The 18,170-nt window shown below is 65.9% G+C and carries 16 protein-coding genes; 6 read left to right on the top strand and 10 right to left on the bottom strand.

Features of this window, described 5'->3' with window-relative positions:
* Position 1 precedes the first annotated feature (1 nt).
* The 4 genes from MJ601_RS15145 to MJ601_RS15130 all read right to left on the bottom strand — a co-directional run bounded on the left by MJ601_RS15145 (position 2) and on the right by MJ601_RS15130 (position 7,255).
* Positions 2 to 4,192, bottom strand: a complete 4,191-nt coding sequence (locus tag MJ601_RS15145) for a translocation/assembly module TamB domain-containing protein (RefSeq protein WP_242127870.1) — start codon at positions 4,190 to 4,192, stop codon at positions 2 to 4.
* On the bottom strand, positions 4,192 to 6,273 hold the full coding sequence (locus tag MJ601_RS15140; protein WP_242127868.1) for an autotransporter assembly complex protein TamA: 2,082 nt from the start codon (positions 6,271 to 6,273) through the stop codon (positions 4,192 to 4,194). The genes MJ601_RS15145 and MJ601_RS15140 overlap by 1 nt, the downstream gene beginning before the upstream one ends.
* 165 nt (positions 6,274 to 6,438) lie before the next feature.
* The gene (locus MJ601_RS15135; protein WP_242127866.1) at positions 6,439 to 6,909 is read right to left on the bottom strand and encodes a DUF1465 family protein; all 471 of its coding nucleotides are present in this window, start codon (positions 6,907 to 6,909) and stop codon (positions 6,439 to 6,441) included.
* A gap of 166 nt (positions 6,910 to 7,075) precedes the next feature.
* Entirely contained in the window at positions 7,076 to 7,255 is a 180-nt protein-coding gene (locus MJ601_RS15130; protein ID WP_242127863.1) for a YdcH family protein, read from the bottom strand.
* 191 nt (positions 7,256 to 7,446) lie between these two features.
* On the opposite strand from MJ601_RS15130, the gene MJ601_RS15125 reads away from it, so the two are divergent.
* Complete coding sequence (locus tag MJ601_RS15125; protein ID WP_007684009.1) at positions 7,447 to 7,605, top strand: YdcH family protein; 159 nt, start codon at positions 7,447 to 7,449, stop codon at positions 7,603 to 7,605.
* 149 nt (positions 7,606 to 7,754) lie between these two features.
* Here the strand turns inward: MJ601_RS15125 and MJ601_RS15120 are convergent, their stop codons facing one another.
* From MJ601_RS15120 to MJ601_RS15105, 4 genes are all read right to left on the bottom strand, one after another.
* Positions 7,755 to 8,120 carry a PilZ domain-containing protein gene (locus MJ601_RS15120; RefSeq protein ID WP_242127861.1) on the bottom strand — a complete coding sequence of 122 codons (366 nt, stop codon included), beginning with the start codon at positions 8,118 to 8,120 and terminating at the stop codon, positions 7,755 to 7,757.
* Between the two features lie 65 nt (positions 8,121 to 8,185).
* Positions 8,186 to 8,647, bottom strand: a complete 462-nt coding sequence (dksA, locus tag MJ601_RS15115; RefSeq protein ID WP_192666515.1) for an RNA polymerase-binding protein DksA — start codon at positions 8,645 to 8,647, stop codon at positions 8,186 to 8,188.
* Positions 8,648 to 9,224: 577 nt separating this feature from the next.
* The gene (locus MJ601_RS15110) at positions 9,225 to 9,830 is read right to left on the bottom strand and encodes a hypothetical protein (protein WP_242127859.1); all 606 of its coding nucleotides are present in this window, start codon (positions 9,828 to 9,830) and stop codon (positions 9,225 to 9,227) included.
* A gap of 254 nt (positions 9,831 to 10,084) precedes the next feature.
* The gene (locus MJ601_RS15105) at positions 10,085 to 10,525 is read right to left on the bottom strand and encodes a host attachment family protein (RefSeq protein WP_242127857.1); all 441 of its coding nucleotides are present in this window, start codon (positions 10,523 to 10,525) and stop codon (positions 10,085 to 10,087) included.
* Positions 10,526 to 10,619: 94 nt separating this feature from the next.
* Between MJ601_RS15105 and serS the strand changes: the two genes are divergently transcribed.
* The 4 genes from serS to rimO all read left to right on the top strand — a co-directional run bounded on the left by serS (position 10,620) and on the right by rimO (position 15,537).
* Complete coding sequence (gene serS, locus MJ601_RS15100) at positions 10,620 to 11,897, top strand: serine--tRNA ligase (RefSeq protein WP_242127855.1); 1,278 nt, start codon at positions 10,620 to 10,622, stop codon at positions 11,895 to 11,897.
* Between the two features lie 137 nt (positions 11,898 to 12,034).
* Entirely contained in the window at positions 12,035 to 13,051 is a 1,017-nt protein-coding gene (locus MJ601_RS15095; RefSeq protein WP_242127853.1) for a M23 family metallopeptidase, read from the top strand.
* Positions 13,048 to 14,106 carry a potassium channel family protein gene (locus tag MJ601_RS15090; RefSeq protein ID WP_242127851.1) on the top strand — a complete coding sequence of 353 codons (1,059 nt, stop codon included), beginning with the start codon at positions 13,048 to 13,050 and terminating at the stop codon, positions 14,104 to 14,106. The genes MJ601_RS15095 and MJ601_RS15090 overlap by 4 nt, the downstream gene beginning before the upstream one ends.
* Before the next feature lie 48 nt (positions 14,107 to 14,154).
* The gene (gene rimO, locus MJ601_RS15085) at positions 14,155 to 15,537 is read left to right on the top strand and encodes a 30S ribosomal protein S12 methylthiotransferase RimO (RefSeq protein WP_242127910.1); all 1,383 of its coding nucleotides are present in this window, start codon (positions 14,155 to 14,157) and stop codon (positions 15,535 to 15,537) included.
* 6 nt (positions 15,538 to 15,543) lie between these two features.
* Here the strand turns inward: rimO and MJ601_RS15080 are convergent, their stop codons facing one another.
* Together MJ601_RS15080 and MJ601_RS15075 are read right to left on the bottom strand one after the other, a co-directional pair.
* Positions 15,544 to 16,389: a DUF4163 domain-containing protein gene (locus tag MJ601_RS15080; RefSeq protein ID WP_242127849.1), complete on the bottom strand. Its 846-nt coding sequence runs from the start codon at positions 16,387 to 16,389 to the stop codon at positions 15,544 to 15,546.
* Positions 16,389 to 16,592, bottom strand: a complete 204-nt coding sequence (locus tag MJ601_RS15075) for a hypothetical protein (RefSeq protein ID WP_242127847.1) — start codon at positions 16,590 to 16,592, stop codon at positions 16,389 to 16,391. The genes MJ601_RS15080 and MJ601_RS15075 overlap by 1 nt, the downstream gene beginning before the upstream one ends.
* A gap of 141 nt (positions 16,593 to 16,733) precedes the next feature.
* On the opposite strand from MJ601_RS15075, the gene MJ601_RS15070 reads away from it, so the two are divergent.
* Positions 16,734 to 18,131, top strand: a complete 1,398-nt coding sequence (locus MJ601_RS15070) for a leucyl aminopeptidase family protein (protein ID WP_242127845.1) — start codon at positions 16,734 to 16,736, stop codon at positions 18,129 to 18,131.
* Positions 18,132 to 18,170 lie beyond the last annotated feature (39 nt).

Genomic DNA, 18,170 nt, shown 5'->3' with positions numbered 1-18,170 from the left:
TTCAATAATCCTTCGATACGCGGACGTTGGCACTTTCGCGGCCAAGGGTCGAGATGGCGCCCAGCAGCGAGAGCCAGCGCGTGACCTGATATTCGATGTGGGTCGCGGAATAGCCCTGCCCGTCGGTGATCAGTTCCACATAGGTCTTGCGCGTCAGATATTTGCCGGCCGCGATCGAGGTTCCCTGCCCCTGGGTGGGGTCGGCGGCGATGATGCGCAGCCGGTCGAGGCCGGCCGCCTTGCGCACGGCGTTGATCGGGTCGAGCCCGCCCTGGCCCTGGAGCGAGCCGACCGCCGAGGCGAGTTGCAGCGCTTCGGGCGCCGACAGGTTGGTGATCGAGGTGCCGAAGAGGATGCGCGAGAGCAGTTCGTCCTGCGGCAGCGCCGGGATGCTGGTAAAGCTGATGACGGGTTTGAGGCCGGTGCCGCCGACATGGATGGTGGCGGTCAGGTTGCTGACATCCGCCTCGGCATCGATGTCCAGCATCGGGTTGACCGGGGTGCGGCCGTCGAACTGGATCTTGCCCTCCTTGAGATCGAAACGGCGGCCCGCAAAATCATAGGTGCCGCGCACGAGGTCGGCGGTGCCGGAAATCGCCGGATTGGTGACGGTGCCGCCGATGTCGAGGTTGGCGCGCCATTCGCTTTCGATGCCAAGGCCGGTCACGGTCAGCCGGTTGCGGGCGCGGGCCTTGATCGCCAGCGCCCAGGGCGTGCTGGTGCGGGGCCGCTCGATCTCGTCGCCGCGGCGGTTGATCTCGATCACCTTGAGTTCGGGGATCTGCGCGACGGCGGCGGCGCGGCCCATGGTGAAGCGGCTTTTGTTGAGGACGAGATCGCCGCCGATCGTGCCGCCGATGCCGGTCGAGGTCAGGGTAACGGGGCCGGTGACGGTGGCGGCTATGTCGTCCCGCTCCAGCAGCGCGGCATTGTCGGCCTGGAAGCGCAGGTCCATGCCGACGCCCGCTATGCCGTTGAAGGTGAAGCTGCCGGTGCCGGTCACGCTGCCGCCATTTTGCGCGGTGGCGCTGAAGCTGGACATGACGAGCTGCGCGCCCGAGAAGCGGCCGCGCGCCTTGACGCCGTGAAGGCGCATGCCGGTGACGGCGCTGTTGAGCGCGGCATTGTCCGTGGCCAGCGAACCGCTGATGACCGGATCGCCCAGCGTGCCGCGCGCGTCGGCGGTGACGCCGACAGGGCCGGAAATGTCGACGATCTCCACGCCGGTGAGGCGCCAGAGCGTGTCGGCGGTGCCATTGTAGCGGAGTTGCGCGAACAGGGGCGCATGGTTGAGGCGCTCGACCAGATTGCCTTCCGTGCCGAGCGGGGTCAGCAGCGCCTGCGCCTGGCCGATGGTCTGGCCGTCGGCGACGAAGACCATGCGGGTGGCCAGCCGGTCATGGGTCAGGACGGCGTTGACGCCCGCATCGACCGGACGGGAACTCAGGGACAGGCCGGAGCGCGAGAGGCCGCGCACCCGCAGTTCCGCCTTGCCGGTGGGCATGTCGCCGCGCGTGTGGACATAGCTGAGGGAACCGGTGGCCGTGCCGCCCAGGCCCAGATTGTCATAGGCGATGTCGAGCAGGGCGAGCGGCAGCTTTTGCAGCCGGGCCTCTATGCTGGTGGTCTGGCCGCTGAGTTCGCCACCCAGTTGCAGCGATCCGCCCGCATAGCTGATCGTCGCCGGGTCCATGCGCCAGCCATCTTCGGTCCGGGTGAAGATGGCGGCGCGCGTGAGCTTGATCGGGCGCTTGTCGATGGTGCCGCCGGCCTGGACGCGGATGCGCTCCGGCGTCACCTGCGCCTCCCCCTGGAGGTCGAAGAGGCGGCCGCGCTGGCCGGACAGGCTGGCCTTGACGGTGCCGCTGCCGTCGACCAGCTCCGCATTGGCGGCGAGGCGGCCGAGCAGAAGGCCGCCGACCCGCAGGCCGCGCGCCTGCGCCGTCGCGTTGATCGAGGCGCCCGAGGGGTTGAGCAGGATCGTCGCGTCGAGCTTGCCCCGGCGCATGGCGATCACGGTCGGGCCGTCGAAGCTGGCATCGGTGGCGTCGAGTTTGAGGATCAGTTGCTGCACGCCATCGACGGGCGCGAAGGCGATGGTGCCGGCGACCGGACCGCTGACAGTGAGCGTGCCGTCAAGGCCGCCGGTGACCGGGCGCAGGTCGCCGCTCGCCATCACGCCGGATGCGGTGACGCGGGCGATGCGGACCACCGCCTGGCCGCCCGGCGGCAGCAGGATGGCCCCGTTGCCGGTGAAGGCACCCAGCGTCGATTCTCCCTCCGCCGTGAAGCCGTAGCCGCCCCCGTCGGGCGTCAGATGCGCGTGCAGGTTGGAGACGCCCAGCGCCTTGAGCGGGCTTTGCAGGACAAGATCGACGGTCGGCCGTTCGATCTGGCCGTCGAGCGTCAGCCGCAGCGGCCCGTAGCTTTTATGCTGGCCGCTGCCCTCGAAATGGAAGGTCCGGTCGGTGCGGCGATAGCCCTTCGCGACCAGCGTCAGCAGCGGCGCTTCAAGGCGGAGATTGGTGAACTGGAGCTGGCCGTCGCCGCCCAGCGACAGGCCGCTGCGCACGGTCGGGAGGCCGCCGCCCAGCGATCGCAGGAAGCTGTTGTCGAGCCTGCGCATCCGCGCCATCGCATGGCCGCTGAGGGTGAAGGCGCCCTTGGGACCGGGGATGGCGCGCAGTTTCGACGTCAGGTCGACAATGCCCAGGCCACGGATGGCTAGCCCGCTGATCTGGCCGTCCAGGCCGATGTCGTAACGGCCGGATTGGAGATCGGCGAGGAGGATCAGCCTGCCGCGCAGCTTGTCGGAACGGACCGTCATCGGGTTGCTGACGATCTGCTGGCCCTTGAGCTGCAACACGCCGTCGAGCAGGAAATTGCGGATGATGCCCTCGACCAGTTCACCCTGCCCGTCGAGGCGGCGGGCGCGCAGGTGAACCGGGATCAGCGCCGGGCCGCCGCTGGCCTTGCGCCCCTTGCCGTCGGCGCGGACGTCGTGGATCACCGTCTTGCCGAAGGCCAGTTGTTTCGCGGTGAGCAGATATTCATAGCCGAAGCCCGCCAGGGGACCGTCCAGCCGGACGCGCGCGGCGATGTCGCGGCCGCCCATGGTCTTGAGCAAGGCCTGGGGGCGGGCGAGCTTCACGTCGACCAGCAGATTGTCGAGCGCATTGTTGCGCAGGTCGATGCCGCCATCGGCGCTGAGATCGATGGCGGCGGAGCGCAGCGAGAGCTTGCCGTCGACGACGCGGTTCGTCATCGATCCGCTGGCCCGGATCGCGAGGCGGGGCGCGGACAGGCGCTGGAACAGGCCCTGCCCCGCCATGGCACCGCCCTCGATCGTGCCGGTGGCGGTATAGTGGCCGCTGCGGGCATTGAGCTTCAGGTCGATGGCGGGCGCGCTATCGAGCGTGCCTGCCAGCCGGCCGTCCCATCGGGTCCAGCTTCCCTGGCCGTCGATGCGGAGATTGGCATCCTGCTTCAGCCCCGCCATGGCGGCGAGCACGCCGCCCCTGGGTGCGTTGACGGTGACGTCGAGGTCGAACCGGTCGTCGTCCGGGCGGCTGTCTAGCGCGATGTTGAGCGCATCTTCCCCGTTCAGCACGCGGGCGGAAAGGTCGATGATCGCGCGGCCGCCGCGAATGTCCGCATCGCCCGACAGCGTCGCCTGCTGAACCCTGCCGGTGATGGCGCGGTCGATGGTCAGGCGGCCGACCGAAAATTGCATCAGGCGGATGTCGAATCCGGGCAGGATCGGCCCCTGCCGCTCGCTGGGGTTCAGTTTCGGCAGCTTGTGCAGGGTCGCCTGCGGGATGTCGAGCCGGTCGATGTCGAGCCGGTTGGACAGCCAGGCGAAGGGCCACCAGTCCAGTTCGACCCGTGGCGCATCGAGGAAGGCGCCCCTGGGATCGGAAAGGGTGAGACCGTGGAGAACCGCCTTGCGGTAGATGCTGCCGTCGATCCGGTCGACATGGATGCGCAGGCCCGACGGCGGGCTGATCCGGGCGATGCGCGACACGAGGAAGCGGTGGCCTGGCGCAGTGTCGAGCCAGGCCAATGTGCCCGCGACGATCAGCAGCAGGGTGACCAGCAGGCCGAAGACCCAGCGCTGCCAGCGGCCGTCCCAGGCGCGGCGGCGGCGGGGCGGCGGCGGATCGGCGACGGGTTGGGACAGGTCGTCGGCCATCAGAAGGCCTGCCCCAGCGAGACATAGACCGCGACCTTGGGATCACCCGATTGCGGATTGAGCGGCGTACCCACGTCGATGCGGATCGGGCCGAAGCTGCTGTAATAGCGCACGCCCATGCCCGCGCCGATGCGCAGGTCGCGGAAGCGCGGCAGGAAACTGGTCGAGATATTGCCGGCATCGACGAACGGAACGACGCCGAAATTGCCGAAGCGGATGCGCGATTCCAGCGAAAATTCCGCAAGGCTCTTGCCGCCGACCGGCTCGTCATTGGGGCCGTAGCGCGGCCCGATCGCCTGATAGCCATAGCCGCGCACCGACGCGCCGCCGCCTGCGTAGAAACGCCGCGAAGGCGCGATCTGGTCGACGGTTGAGCCAAGGATCGTTCCGAAGCGGGTGCGGGCGGCCACCACGATGCGGTCGCTCAACGGCTGATAGGCGCTGCCGTCAAGCTGTATCCGGGCATAGCCGAAAGTGCTGTTCTGGAAGGACAATTCAGGACTGAGCCGGCCGCCCAGGCGGAAGCCCCTGGTCGGGTTCAGCAGATCGTCGCTGCCGTCATAGGTCAGGCTCAGCGGAATGGCGCCGATGAAGAAGGTGCGGCGGTTGCCGTTGCTGAAGGCGTCGGCTTCGTCCGATGCGATCAGTTCGCCGCCGACGCGCCACACCCATTTCTTCTGGAACAATATGGTGGTCTGCCGCTCCAGCGAACCCGAAAAAGTGAGGGTGCGCGCATCATAGGCGTCGCGCTTGATATTGCTGATCGAAACAAGCCCGGTCAGCACATTGTCGCGGCGGCGGAAATTGTTGCGGCGATAGGTGAAGGAGGCCGTCTGCTCCTGCGTCCCCAGCACGCCGCGCAACGTGACCGAGCCTTCGGGCGGGAAGAAATTGCGATGCGCCCAGCTCACTTCCGCGCGATAGCCTTCACCCGTGCCATAGCCCAGTTCGCCCGCGATGGTCCGCAGCGGGGCCGGCTTGGCGTCGATGGCGAGATCGACATGCTCGCCGTCGCCCGCATCCCTGGGCGTCATGGTGAGGGAGGAGACAAGGCCGGTCGCGACCAGCGCCTGGCGCAGATCCTCGACATCCGACGCCATATAGGTGTCGCCGGGATGGAAACGGGCGATGCGCTGGACGTGGCGGGCGCTGAACAGGCTTTCGTCCGCCATGACGATCCGGCCGAAAGTGCGGTAGGCGCCGGGGTTGACGACGATGTCCAGGTCGCCCTTGCGCTCCTCATGGTCGATGCGGACTTCGGGTTCGTCGACCTTGCCGAAGGGGAAGCCGTTTTCGGCCAGCGCGACCGTCAGCGATGCCTGTCCGGCCAGAATGGCGTCGGCATCGACCGGGTCGCCAGGCTTGGGCGGGAAGGCGGCACGCAGTTTGGGTTCGCGTTCGCCGGTGGTTTCCAGGCCTTTTACATCGACCGAGGACAGCAGATAGCGATTGCCCGGCACGATGCGAAAGGTGACGGCCAGCCGGTCGCTGCCCGGCGGCGGCGCGGCCACCGATCCGCGGACCCGCGCGGCATAATAGCCCTTGGCGCGCAGCAACCGGTCGAGCAGGTCGCTGTCTTCCTTGATACGCCGATTGATCTGGGCGAGGTTGGCGGGCTTCCCCTCCCCCAGATGCAGCACCGAAAGCTCGTTGAAGCGCGCGTTGAACTGGGCATCCGCAATGTCATCGACGCCGGTCAGGGTGACGGTGTAGCGCCGCTCCTCCCCCGCGTCGGCGAAGGTCGTCGCCTCCTCCGCAGGTTCATCTGCCGTTTCCGGAGCCGCAAGCTGAACGGGCGGTTCGGCGGTGGCGGACGGCGTGCCCGTCTGCGGAACCTCGACCATCAGGGTCACGCTGTCGGGCTGACCCATGTCGGGCCAGGCCACGCCGATATCGGGCATGGGCGCGAGTTGGGGATCGAGCTGAACATCGGGCGGCTGGTCCTGCGCGCCCTGGGCGCCAGGCTGCGCCGCCGTCTGCGCATGAGCGACGGGCGCGAGCAGCAGCAGCGGCGGGAGGATCAGCCGGGCAGCGTGCGGAAGGCCTGAAATGCGGCGGCAGGTCCGCAAACCGGTGTTCATCGCGCTATCTAGAGCAATATCCAGGGGAAATGCCAGCCCCGAAGATGGCGCAGGACGGACGCGTCAGAGCATCGTGCGCAAAAGTGGAAACCGGTTTGCGCTTAAAACGATGCGAAAACAAAAAGCTAGAGCGCGCGACCTGCGTCTGATTTAACGCGGCGCGCTCTAGAAGGCGGTGTTGAGCCGTTCCATCAGGGCGCGGGCCGGGCTGGGTTCGACCTGAGCACGCGGGCGCGCCATGCGGTCCTGCAATCGGGCGACCCGCTCGTACAGATCCTGGCTCGCCTCGATCAGGGCACGGGCGGCGAAGGGGAAGGTCGCGGCCACGGCCGGATCGGTTCCGGCGGCATGGCCGAGGCGATATTTCTCGTCCTGCATTTCCGCGTCGTCGAGTTCGCCGCGCTGCCAGGCGCGCTGACTGAGCAGCCAGGCGATGATGTGCATCAGGCGCGTCGTGACCTTCAGCGATTCACAGGCAAGGGCGACGCGGCGGAGGGGATCATCCTCCTCCGCGCGACTGCCTTCGCGCATGTCGAAATAGGCCCGCGCTTCGTCGGCCATCACCATGGCCTCGACATAGAGTCCATCGACCAGGCGCCGGTGCAGGCCCCGGTCCAGAGAAGCAGCGAGATACATGGCCGATATGTGACATAAGCGGTGCGCTTTGTCAGGCCTGATGGCGCCCGTTAACCCCGAATTGTCTCATTCAGGGCCGGTTGACGGCGCGTTAACCACAAACCGCCGGCGGGATTTTCAGAGCCTGTTCGAAAATGCGCGAAAGAGCGCATTTCCAAACAGGCTTTCAGGCGATGATGTCGGGCACGAGCTGATCCTCCAGCAACGCCATCTCGTCGCGCAGGCGCAGCTTGCGCTTCTTGAGGCGGGCGATCTGCATCTGGTCGCCCGAACCGGAATCGACGAGCGCCGAGATGGCGCCATCCAGATCGCGATGCTCGATTCGCAGCAGTTCCAGCCGACGCATGATGTCTTCCCGGCTCACCGCACACCTACTTTCACAATCAATGCCGTCCCATCCCCATTTGATAGCCCGGCTGACCGAAACGGACCATCGCAAATTTAAATGCGACCCGTCGCAAAGAGCGAATCACCCAAAGACAAAGCCTGCGAATCATGATCTACTCAATCATCCATCACCCTCGTAAGGAGAATGTCATGGAAAATAGCCACATTTCAGCTCTTTCGGCCAAGCATGCAGGGCTTGAGGCACGTATCAAGGCGGAGACGAGTCGTCCCATGCCCGATGCCATCCTTGTCGCCTCGCTCAAGAAGCAGAAGCTTCGCCTGAAGGAGGAAATGGAGGCGCAGCACTGACAGCCAGTGACGCCTGATCGAAGGCATGGATCAGCGGTCCCTTGCCGCTGATCCAGCCCTTCATCAGTCCGGAACCAAGTCCGTCACGGCATGAGGAAAAGCCCCGGAGCCACAAAGGCAGCGGGGCTGTTTTTTTGGCAAAGACAGGATCAGCGGGTGAAGCGCCGCGCGCGCAGATAGTCAGGGATGGGGCCGCGCGCCTTGCTGCCCGATACGGGCCGCCGTGCCATCTGAGGATCGATTTCCACGTCGAAGGCGATGCCGATCCGGTCCTCCTGCGACCAGATGACCGATCCATGGACCTGACCGATGCCGCGCAGGTCGAAGCGGACGCGGATGCCCGCGGGAACGACGCGCTCGCAATCCGCCATCAGGCCTGTCGCCGACAGGTTTCGAACCCTGGCGCGGCCCAGCGGCGTACCCTCGACGGAACTCAGATTGGTCAGCAGGAACAAGCTGTCGCGCGGCCCTGAACGTGCCGGGCCACGGCCGACATTCTCCTGATTCTCATCCATGAACAACGCCCTGCCATGTCACCCCGTTATGGGGCCGACATTGCCATGGGCGCATGGACAAAAGGTTAATCGTCGCGAGAGACTTTTTCCTGCCGCTCGTGCCTTTCCTGGGCTTCGACCGTCATGGTCGCGATCGGCCGGGCTTCCAGGCGGCCCAGCGAAATGGGTTCGCCGGTGACTTCGCAATAGCCATATTCGCCATCGTCGATGCGACGCAGCGCCGCGTCGATCTTCGAGATGAGCTTGCGCTGGCGGTCGCGGGTTCGCAGTTCGATCGACCAGTCGGTCTCGCTGGATGCGCGGTCGTTGAGGTCGGGTTCGCGCAGCGGTTCATTCTGGAGGACGGCCAGCGTGCCTTCGGCTTCGGCCAGTATCTGCTTCTTCCAGTCCCACAGCTTTTGCCGGAAATATTCCAGCTGAAGAGGGTTCATAAACTCTTCGTCTGCCGAGGGACGATAGTCGGGGGGGAGTGTTACAGCCGATTTGGGCGGGTTATGGCCGTTATCGGAATTCAGGACCGATGCCATCTGGCTCTCCGACTCGCGGGATTCCCCGATGCTGAAAGTGCCGGGGTATCCGTGACTTGTGATTGACGGCGCGTAATAGCCAGCAGCAAGGGCTGAGACAAGCGGGCAATCTGTGTTCCGGCGCATGGATCGCGCGGCGTACCGCCCCCCATCCGCGGAAACCCAACGAGTCCGGAGAACGGGCTTGCTCCGAAATAAATAAGGCAAGCCGCGTTTACCGGGCGACCGGGCGCTGTGTCACTGTGGGACGTTAACCATATGAGTTCATGATTTATTAGAATTTATCTCGACTTGCCGGCGATATTCAGAGTTAACGGCGTTGAAATTAACCGTTTGTTTTGCGTTCTTGAACATATGGATCGGCCCGGATTTGGTTATTGCATGATTTCAGTAACGGGACTGGGCACGACAAGATAAAAAGAGTGGAACCTATGTCGGTACGGATGGCATTGGCTAAATTATGCGCTTGCGCCGCGGGGGGTGCGATCATCGGCGGTGGCGCGGTCCATGTGGCCGAGAGCGCCCGTCCGGCTGTGGTCCACAGCACGAAAGGCATGAAGGCGGCGCCGCGCCGCCACTATGCCGTCCGCACGGTGAAGCGGGTCCGCACGGTAACGTCCTGCGCGCCGCAGACCGTCACGGTCACCAGCCAGGCCGCACCCATTCCCCTTCCCCCCGCTCCGGCGGAAATGCCGGTCATGTCGGGTGGCGGCGGGCCTGCGCCGATCGTGATGGCGGGCGGTCCGGGCTTCGGCGGGGGCGGTTTCATCGGCGGCTTCTTTGGCGGCAGCGGCGGTTCCAGCGGCGGATCGGTGGTGATTTCCTCCACCAGCAGCTCGACCGGCGGCATCACCAGCTCGACCAGCTCCACCACTGGCGGCGTATCGACCTCCACCGGGGGCGTTTCGACTTCCACAGGCGGGGTTTCGACTTCCACGGGCGGGGTTTCGACCTCTACCGGCGGCGTCTCCACCTCGACCTCTTCCGGTAACGTCTCCACCTCTTCGGGCAATGTCTCGACGTCCAGCGGCAATGTCAGCAGCAGTTCGTCCTCGTCCAGCTCAAGCTCATCCAGCTCGAGTTCCAGCTCCTCTTCCTCGTCGAGTTCGAGCGGCGGCCATGCCAGCTCGACCGGATCGAGCGGCTCCAGCTCGTCCTCTTCCTCCGGCGGCTCGTCGAGCACCAGTTCGGGCGCGACCAGCTCCTCGTCGAGCAGCTCCAGCTCATCCTCTTCTTCCTCTTCCAGCTCGTCGGGCGGCGACCATCATCCGCCGCCGCCGACCGACGTTCCGGCGCCGCCGATGGTGCTGCTGTTCGGCGCGGGCGCCGCTGCCCTGCTCGCGCGCAGGCATTTCGCCCGGCGACAGGTTTCGGAGGGCTGACAGCGGGGCGATCCGGCCGGACCGCTTCGGGGGAGGCGCCGGCCGGATAAGCCATTCAGCTCGCGACGATGATGCGCTCTATTTCCGGCACGGGATGGTTGGACAGATCCTTGGCGATCTCCCCCACCAGGCGGCTCTGCACTTCCTTGTGATAATGTTTGCGCATTTCGCCCAGGGCTGCGGGGGGCGCGACGACGATTAGCTTGGCATAATCCTGCGCCAGCGCGCGGCGGTTCAGCATATGCGCCGCCTCCACGGCAAAGCGGGCCTCTTCCAGTTCGTGAAAGTCCGTCTGCTCCATGGAACTGCGGTGGCTGCCCACCGAGTTGAACGCCCGGCCCGGCGCGTCGGATGCCTGATCCCGGTCATAGGGATTGTCCTGCACCTTCACCGCTTCGGCCTCCAGATTCGGCGCTAGGCGATCGCCCCTGTTGCGGAAGAACAGCATCTTGCGGCCGTCCGCCACAAGCACCATCGCGTCATGATCGATCAGCATGATCCCGGCTCCTTGTTCTGACATGCTTTTACCACGAACGGGCGGCGGCGTGCAGGGTTGCGCGGTTCGTCGCGGAACGGCATAGGGCTGGCCCATGCATGACATTCGTTTGCTTCGCGAAAATCCCGCCGCTTTCGACGCTGGCCTTGCCCGGCGTGGCCTCGAACCCCTGAGCGCCGGGCTGCTGGCGCTGGACGAGCGGAGTCGCGCGATCAAGACCGAACTGCAACAGGGCCAGGCGCGCCGCAATGAGGCGAGCAAGGCGATCGGCCAGGCCATGGCGCAGAAGGACATGGAAAAGGCCGAGGCACTGAAGGCCGAGGTGGCGGCGCTGAAGGACCGCCTGCCCGCGCTGGAAGCGGAGGATCGTGAAGTTGGCGACGCGCTGACGGCAAAGCTGGCGGCCATCCCGAACCTGCCCGCGGACGATGTGCCGCTGGGCGAGGATGAAGCGCAGAATGTCGAGGTTTCGCGCTGGGGCACGCCGCGCAACTTCACTTTCACGCCACAGGATCATGCGGATTTCGGACCGGCTCTGGGCCTGGATTTCGAGGGCGGCGCGGCCCTTTCCGGCGCGCGCTTCACGGCTTTGCGCGGACAGATGGCGCGGCTGCACCGGGCGTTGGCGCAATATATGCTGGATCGCCAGTCGGGCGAGAATGGCTATGAGGAGGTCAACCCGCCACTGCTGGTGCGCGACGAGGCATTGTTCGGGACCGGGCAGTTGCCGAAATTCGCCGAGGACCTGTTCCAGACCACCGATGGCCGCTGGCTGATTCCGACGGCCGAGGTTTCGCTGACCAATCTGGTGCGTGAACAGATCGTGCCGGTGGAGAGCCTGCCGCTGCGGCTGACGGCGCTGACCCCCTGTTTCCGGTCGGAGGCGGGATCGGCGGGGCGCGACACGCGGGGCTTCATCCGCCAGCATCAGTTCGAGAAGGTCGAACTGGTCGCCATCTGCAAGCCGGAGGAATCCGAAGCCGAGCATGAGCGCATGTGCGCGGCGGCGGAGGGCATATTGCAGGCGCTGGGGCTGCCCTATCGCAAGATGCTGCTGTGCACCGGCGACATGGGCTTCGGGGCGCGCAAGACCTGGGATCTGGAGGTCTGGCTGCCGAGCCAGCAGACCTATCGCGAGATCAGCTCCGTCTCCAACTGCGGCGATTTCCAGGCGCGGCGGATGAATGCGCGCTACAAGCCCGAAGGCGAGAAGCAGACGCGCTTCCTGCATACGCTGAACGGGTCCGGGCTGGCCGTCGGGCGCACCCTGGTCGCCGTGCTGGAAAATTACCAGCAGGAGGACGGCAGCGTGATCGTGCCGGAGGTGCTGGCGCCCTATATGGGCGGCCTGACCCGGTTGCGGCCGCTGTAAGACCCGCTCACCGTTCGGCCGGGGCCAAGCCTCCTCCCCTTGCGAGAAGGGACAGGGCCTCGAACAGCCGAAACACGGCCTGCATCGTTGCGTGATGCCCTAGCCACGCCTCATGGAGGCAGCTAGGACGGGCGCTCATGTCCCGTCCCTGCCTTTCCCTCATCATCATCGCTTTCTCTCCTCTCCTGCTGGCCGCCAGGGACGCGCCCCGGTCCACTCGGGGCCTGGTCCTGCCCGGGGTCGTCGAGGAGCAGCCGGTCTGGGCGGCCCAGCAGGTGGTGGCCCATGCGCAGGTGGTCGCCGCCTCGACCTATGTCGTCAAGCCGGGCGAGACGCTGCTCGGCGTCAGCAATCGCACTGGCGCGGGGGCGCAGATCATTGCGCAGGCCAACGGGCTGCAACCGCCCTATGCGCTGCGGGAAGGACAGAAGCTGCGCATCCCCGCCGGACGCTATCATCAGGTGGCGGAGGGCGAGACGGGGATCGCCATCGCCGCCGCCTATGGCGTCCCATGGAGCCGCATCGTCGAGATCAACCGGCTGGGCGAGCCCTTTGTCCTGCACAAGGGGCGGCGCCTGCTGCTGCCCGACGATGCGCCGCGCCGGGCGCCGACCATGGAAGAACGCGCGGCCGCATTCCATATCGACATTGACGACGTGCTGACCGGCGGCCAGCCAGCCACGCCCGCCGGCAAGCCGACCCCAGCACCGTCGCGCGTGCCGAGGCCCCTGCCGGCCAATGTGCCGATCGCGACGCCCGGAGCGTTCTCAGGCGCCTTCGCCTGGCCGGTGCGCGGACCGCTGCTGGCATCCTTCGGCCCCGGCGCGGGCGGCGTGCGGAACAATGGCATCGACATCGCCGTTCCTGCCGGATCGCCGATCCATGCGGCCGCCGATGGCGTGGTCGCCTATGCGGGTGACAAGGTGGCGGTGTTCGGCGGCCTGGTGCTGATCAACCATGGCGGCGGCTGGGTGAGCGTCTATGGTCATGCCAGCCGGGTCGACGTGGTCAGGGGGCAGAAGGTGGCAAAGGGGCAGATCATCGGGCTTTCGGGCGACAGCGGCTATGCCAGCCGCCCCAAGCTGCATTTCGAACTGCGCAAGGACCGGGTGCCGGTCGATCCCGTGCGCCAGTTGCCCGCCCGCCTCCGGTGAGAATCGTTCCGGTCCGGCCCCCGTCCAGCGCGACGGGCTTCCTGCGGCGGCGCTCCTCGCTGCCGGTATGGGCCGATCTGGCCTGCCGGGTGGCGCTGGTGTTCGGGCTGATCGCGCTGGTGCTGCTGATCCACTGGCTGGGGCGCGACGGGCTGAGGGACAATCTCGACGACCATATCAGCTTCGTCGACGTCCTCTATTTCACCACCGTGACCGTGACGACGGTGGGCTATGGCGACATCGTACCGGTCAGCCCGGAAGCCCGGCTGTTCGAAGCGCTGCTGGTGACGCCGATCCGGCTGTTCGTCTGGCTGATCTTCCTCGGCACGGCCTATAATCTCTTCTTCCGCAACATCCTCTACAGGTGGCGCATGGCTCGCATTCAGGCCGATCTGCACAATCATATCGTCGTCACCGGCTTTGGCACCAGCGGCAGCGAGGCGGTGCGCGAATTGCTGGCGCGGGGCGTCGATCCGCGCGAGATCGTGGTGGTCGATCCGGTCGAAAAGGCGCTGGGCGAGGCGGAGGCGCTGGGCTGCAACGTCCTGTGCGGCGATTCGACGCGGGACAGGACGCTCACCGACGTGGCGATCCACCGGGCGCGGACGCTGATCGTATCGGCGGGGCGCGACGACACCTCCATCCTCATCACCCTGACGGCGCGGCATCTGGCCCCTCGCCTGCCGATCAGCATCGTCGTGCGCAACGAGGATAATGAACTGCCCGCGCGGCAGGCGGGTGCGACCACGGTGATCAATCCGGTGAGCTTTGCCGGGCTGCTGCTGGCGGGCAGCACCGACGGCAAGCATATTGCCGATTATATGGCCGATCTGGCCGCGTCGGGCGGGCGCGTGAAGCTGAACGAGCGCTTTGTGCGGCCGGAAGAGATTGGCGGGCCGCTGTCCGCCATCACCACCGGCCTTGGCGTACGCATCTATCGCGAGGACCGGGCGATCGGCTTCTGGGAGGTGGGCGCGGGCCGATTGCAGACCGGCGACCTGATCATCGAGATCGTCGAGGGCGAAGGGGCTGGAAAGGCGCGCGATCCGGCGTGAATGTCGGGGCCTTTGCGGCCCCCCGTGACAATCGGCGCAAAAATCCCTATGTGCGCGCCGATCATGGCAACCAAAATTCCCGAAGCGCCGAAGGTCGGCATGGTGTCGCTGGGCTGTCCCAAGGCACTGGTCGACAGCGAGCGCATCCTGACCAAGCTGCGTTCCGACGGCTATCAGATGTCCGCCGACTATGCCGGCGCCGACGTCGTGCTGGTCAATACCTGCGGATTTCTCGATTCGGCCAAGGAAGAGTCGCTGGAGGCGATCGGCGAGGCGATCGCGGAAAATGGCCGTGTCATCGTCACCGGCTGCATGGGCAATGAGGCGGAACTGATCCGCGCCAAATTCCCGCAGGTGCTGGCCGTGACCGGCGCCCATCAATATGAGGCGGTGGTGAATGCGGTGCATGATGCCTCGCCGCCGGTACCCAATGCGTTCGTGGATCTGGTGCCGGAGGGCGGCCTCAAACTGACGCCGCGCCATTACAGCTACCTCAAGATTTCCGAAGGCTGCAACCATCGCTGCTCTTTCTGCATCATCCCGTCGTTGCGCGGCGATCTGGTGAGCCGCCGCGTCGATGCGGTGCTGCGCGAAGCGGAAAAGCTGGTGCACGCAGGAACGAAGGAACTGCTGATCATCAGCCAGGACACATCGGCCTATGGCCTCGACACAAGGCACGAGACGCGCCAGTGGAAGGGCCGCGACGTCCGCGCGCACATGACCGATCTGGCGCGCGAACTGGGCCAGCTTCGGACGGCCGAGGGCAGGCCGCCCTGGGTGCGGCTGCACTATGTCTATCCCTATCCGCATGTGGATCATGTGATCCCGCTGATGGCCGAGGGGCTGCTGACGCCCTATCTCGACATTCCGTTCCAGCATGCCGCGCCGTCCGTGCTGAAGGCGATGAAGCGGCCCGCCAATGAAGCCAAGGTGCTGGACCGCATCCGCAAATGGCGGGACATCTGCCCGGACATCGCGATCCGGTCCTCCTTCGTGGTCGGCTTTCCCGGCGAGACGGAAGCGGATTTCCAATATCTGCTCGACTGGCTGGACGAGGCGCAGCTCGACCGGGTCGGCGCCTTCCGCTTCGAGCCGGTCGAGGGCGCGAGCGCCAACGACCTGCCGGACGCCGTGCCCGAAGAGGTCAAGGAAGAACGCTATCAGCGGATCATGGAGAAGACCGCGGCGATCAGCGCCGCCAAGCTTCAGGCCAAGGTCGGCCGCGTGCTGTCCGTCATCATCGACGAGGTCGGCGAGCAGGACGAGGGTGGCTCCATCGGCGCGACCGCGCGCAGCCAGGCCGACGCGCCCGAAATCGACGGCAATGTCTTCCTGCGCGATGTGAGCGAAGGGGTGAAGACCGGCGACATCCTCTCCGTCCTGATCGAGGATGCCGACGATCACGATCTTTACGGGGTGCCGCAGGCCTGAATATATCTATCGCGGGTCGATGAACGCGTTCTGATATTCGGTCTTGATCGCCTTGCGCATGGCCGCGTCGACGGGCAGCGCAATATCATAGCTGCCCTCGGCATAGGGACCGGCGCTGTACGGACCGATGATGACCGTCACCCTGTCGATCAGCTTGCCGTCCCTGGAGGTGGGCACCAGCACCTGCTGCATCGGGTCGATGCATTTGGTGAAATCATCGTCATTGCTGCGCTTGACCGGGGCGCCCCGCTTTTCCGCCCGCGCCCTGTCGAGCGCCTCGCAGAAACGGTCGCGAATGGCGGCGGCAAAGGCGGCGCGCGAGGTCATGGTCGCCCCGAACGCGGTTTCGCGCTTGCGTTCCTTGTCCCAGAGCAGCGCGTCATAGCCGGTCATGCCGTGCGCCCCGCCCGTATAGACATAGCTTTCCGATTTGAGCGCCAGGAAGCGCGGCGTGTCGGCGGCAACGGTCCAATGGGTCTCCAGGCTGTGCGCATGGAAGGGAAAATCGGCCGCCTTGGCCGCCTTCTGGTCCTCGCGCGCCATTTTGAGCGCATCGGCCTTCGACACCGTCAACTGCTTGTCGAATTTCTCCACCAGGGCCGGGATCTGCGCCGCCTGCGCAGGATAGCTGAAGGCGAATTCAAGGAGATCGGTCTTTTCCTTCCGCGCGAAGGGCCTGGCGGGAGGCTGCGGCTCGGGCTGCCCCGCCATCCGGTTGACGAAGCTGGTCGCCGCCGCGTCATGATTGCCATCATCGGCCGCATCGGGCTGGCTGTCAGCCGAACAGGCGCCAAGCAGCAGGACCGCCATGATGAGCGGTCCCGCCTGCCCCCTCCCCTTGCGCAGGTGCATCAATGGGCCTTTGCCGCCGCCATGCACCGTTCGTTGACCGCCTTGCGCGTATAACTGCTCTGGAGCGCCGCACCCGCATTGGGCCAGCCCTCCGCGATCAGCGCCTGCTCCACCGCATGCGCTCCGTCGAAACGCCCGGTTTCCGCCAGTGCATAGGCGCGGGCGCGAAGGGCCTGGAGGCGGCCGTCATCGGTGTGCATCATGGTGACTCTCCTTCCTTATCACTGGATAAAATCTATGCCTTCGCGCCGGGATGCGCAAATGCTCTCAGGGCCGGTCGAGCCGCAGGGGCGACGAAAAAATGCGCTTTTCATCCGCCCTGCCTTTGTTCAAACATTCGCGCCATGACCGATTTTTCCGACCTGCTCAAAGCCGACAACAATCAACCGGCCCGTTCGATCCAGATCATCGATGCTCCGGGACTGGAAGCCTGGCTGGCTGGGCAGCCGGAGCGGGTCAGGACATTGCTTGCCGCGCAGAAATTCAAGGCGAAGGGGCATGAACATGCGATCGTGCCGGGCGATGGTCCGGCGGACTGGTCGGTGGTGGCCGGTGTCGCCTCCCGCGAGAAGCTGGGGCCATGGTGCCTTGCGAAACTGGCCGAGACGCTGCCGGAGGGGACCTATCGATTGGCCGGGGACATGGCGGGCGCGGCGATGCTGGGCTGGCTGACCGGACAATATCGTTTCGACCGCTATCGCAGGGATGAGGCAAGCACAGGCGCGCGCGTGTTGCTGACCGGCGAGGTCGCGCGAATCGAGCCGGCAATCCGGCTCGCCGAGGCTGTGGCGCTGGTCCGCGATCTGGTCAACACGCCCGCCGCAGACATGGGACCGGGTGAACTGGAGGCCGCCGTGCGCAAGGTCGCCACGCATTTCGATGCCGAATGCAAGGTGACGAAGGGCGACGCACTGGAACAGGGCTTTCCGATGATCCATGCGGTCGGCAAGGCGGCGGACAAGAGCTTTGCCCCGCGCCTGATCGAACTGCACTGGGGCGACCCCAAGCATCCCCGGATCGCCATCGTGGGCAAGGGCATCTGTTTCGACAGCGGCGGGCTGGACATCAAGCCGTCTTCGGCGATGCGGCTGATGAAGAAGGACATGGGCGGGGCTGCCCATGCGCTGGCGCTGGCGCAGCTCATCATGGGCGCGCGGCTGCCCGTGCGGTTGCATCTGCTGATCCCGGCGGCGGAAAATGCGATCGCGGGCAATGCCTTTCGGCCCGGCGACATCCTCCAGTCGCGCAAGGGGCTGACCGTCGAGATCGGCAACACCGATGCCGAAGGGCGGCTGGTGCTGGGCGACGCGCTGACGCTGGCGGGCGAGGAGAAGCCCGAACTGATCGTCGATTATGCGACGCTGACCGGCGCGGCGCGGGTGGCGGTGGGACCGGACCTTCCCGCCCTTTTCACCAATGACGACGCCCTCGCCACCGAGATGGAGGCGGCAGGCGGCGAGATCGACGATCCGACATGGCGCCTGCCATTGTGGGATGGCTATGCCGACATGCTGAAATCCGACGTCGCCGATATCAACAATGCGGGCGAAGGCGGCTTTGCCGGGGCGATCACGGCAGCCTTGTTTCTCAAGCGCTTCGTGCCGGACGGCGCGAAATGGATTCATCTGGATACTTTTGCCTGGCGCCCTTCTTCCCGGCCGGGGCGGCCCAAGGGGGGAGAGGCATTGGGTCTGCGCGCCGTCTTCCACCTGCTGCAAAAACGCTATGGTCATAAAAAGTAAAAAGAAAGCGGATTTGGGCGGCCGTTACGCAACCGGATT

It is taken from the genome of Sphingobium trunci, from assembly GCF_022664535.1.
GTDB lineage: Bacteria > Pseudomonadota > Alphaproteobacteria > Sphingomonadales > Sphingomonadaceae > Sphingobium.
The sequence above is the reverse complement of the archived record's forward strand: the minus strand, read 5'-3'. Positions and strand labels throughout refer to the sequence as shown.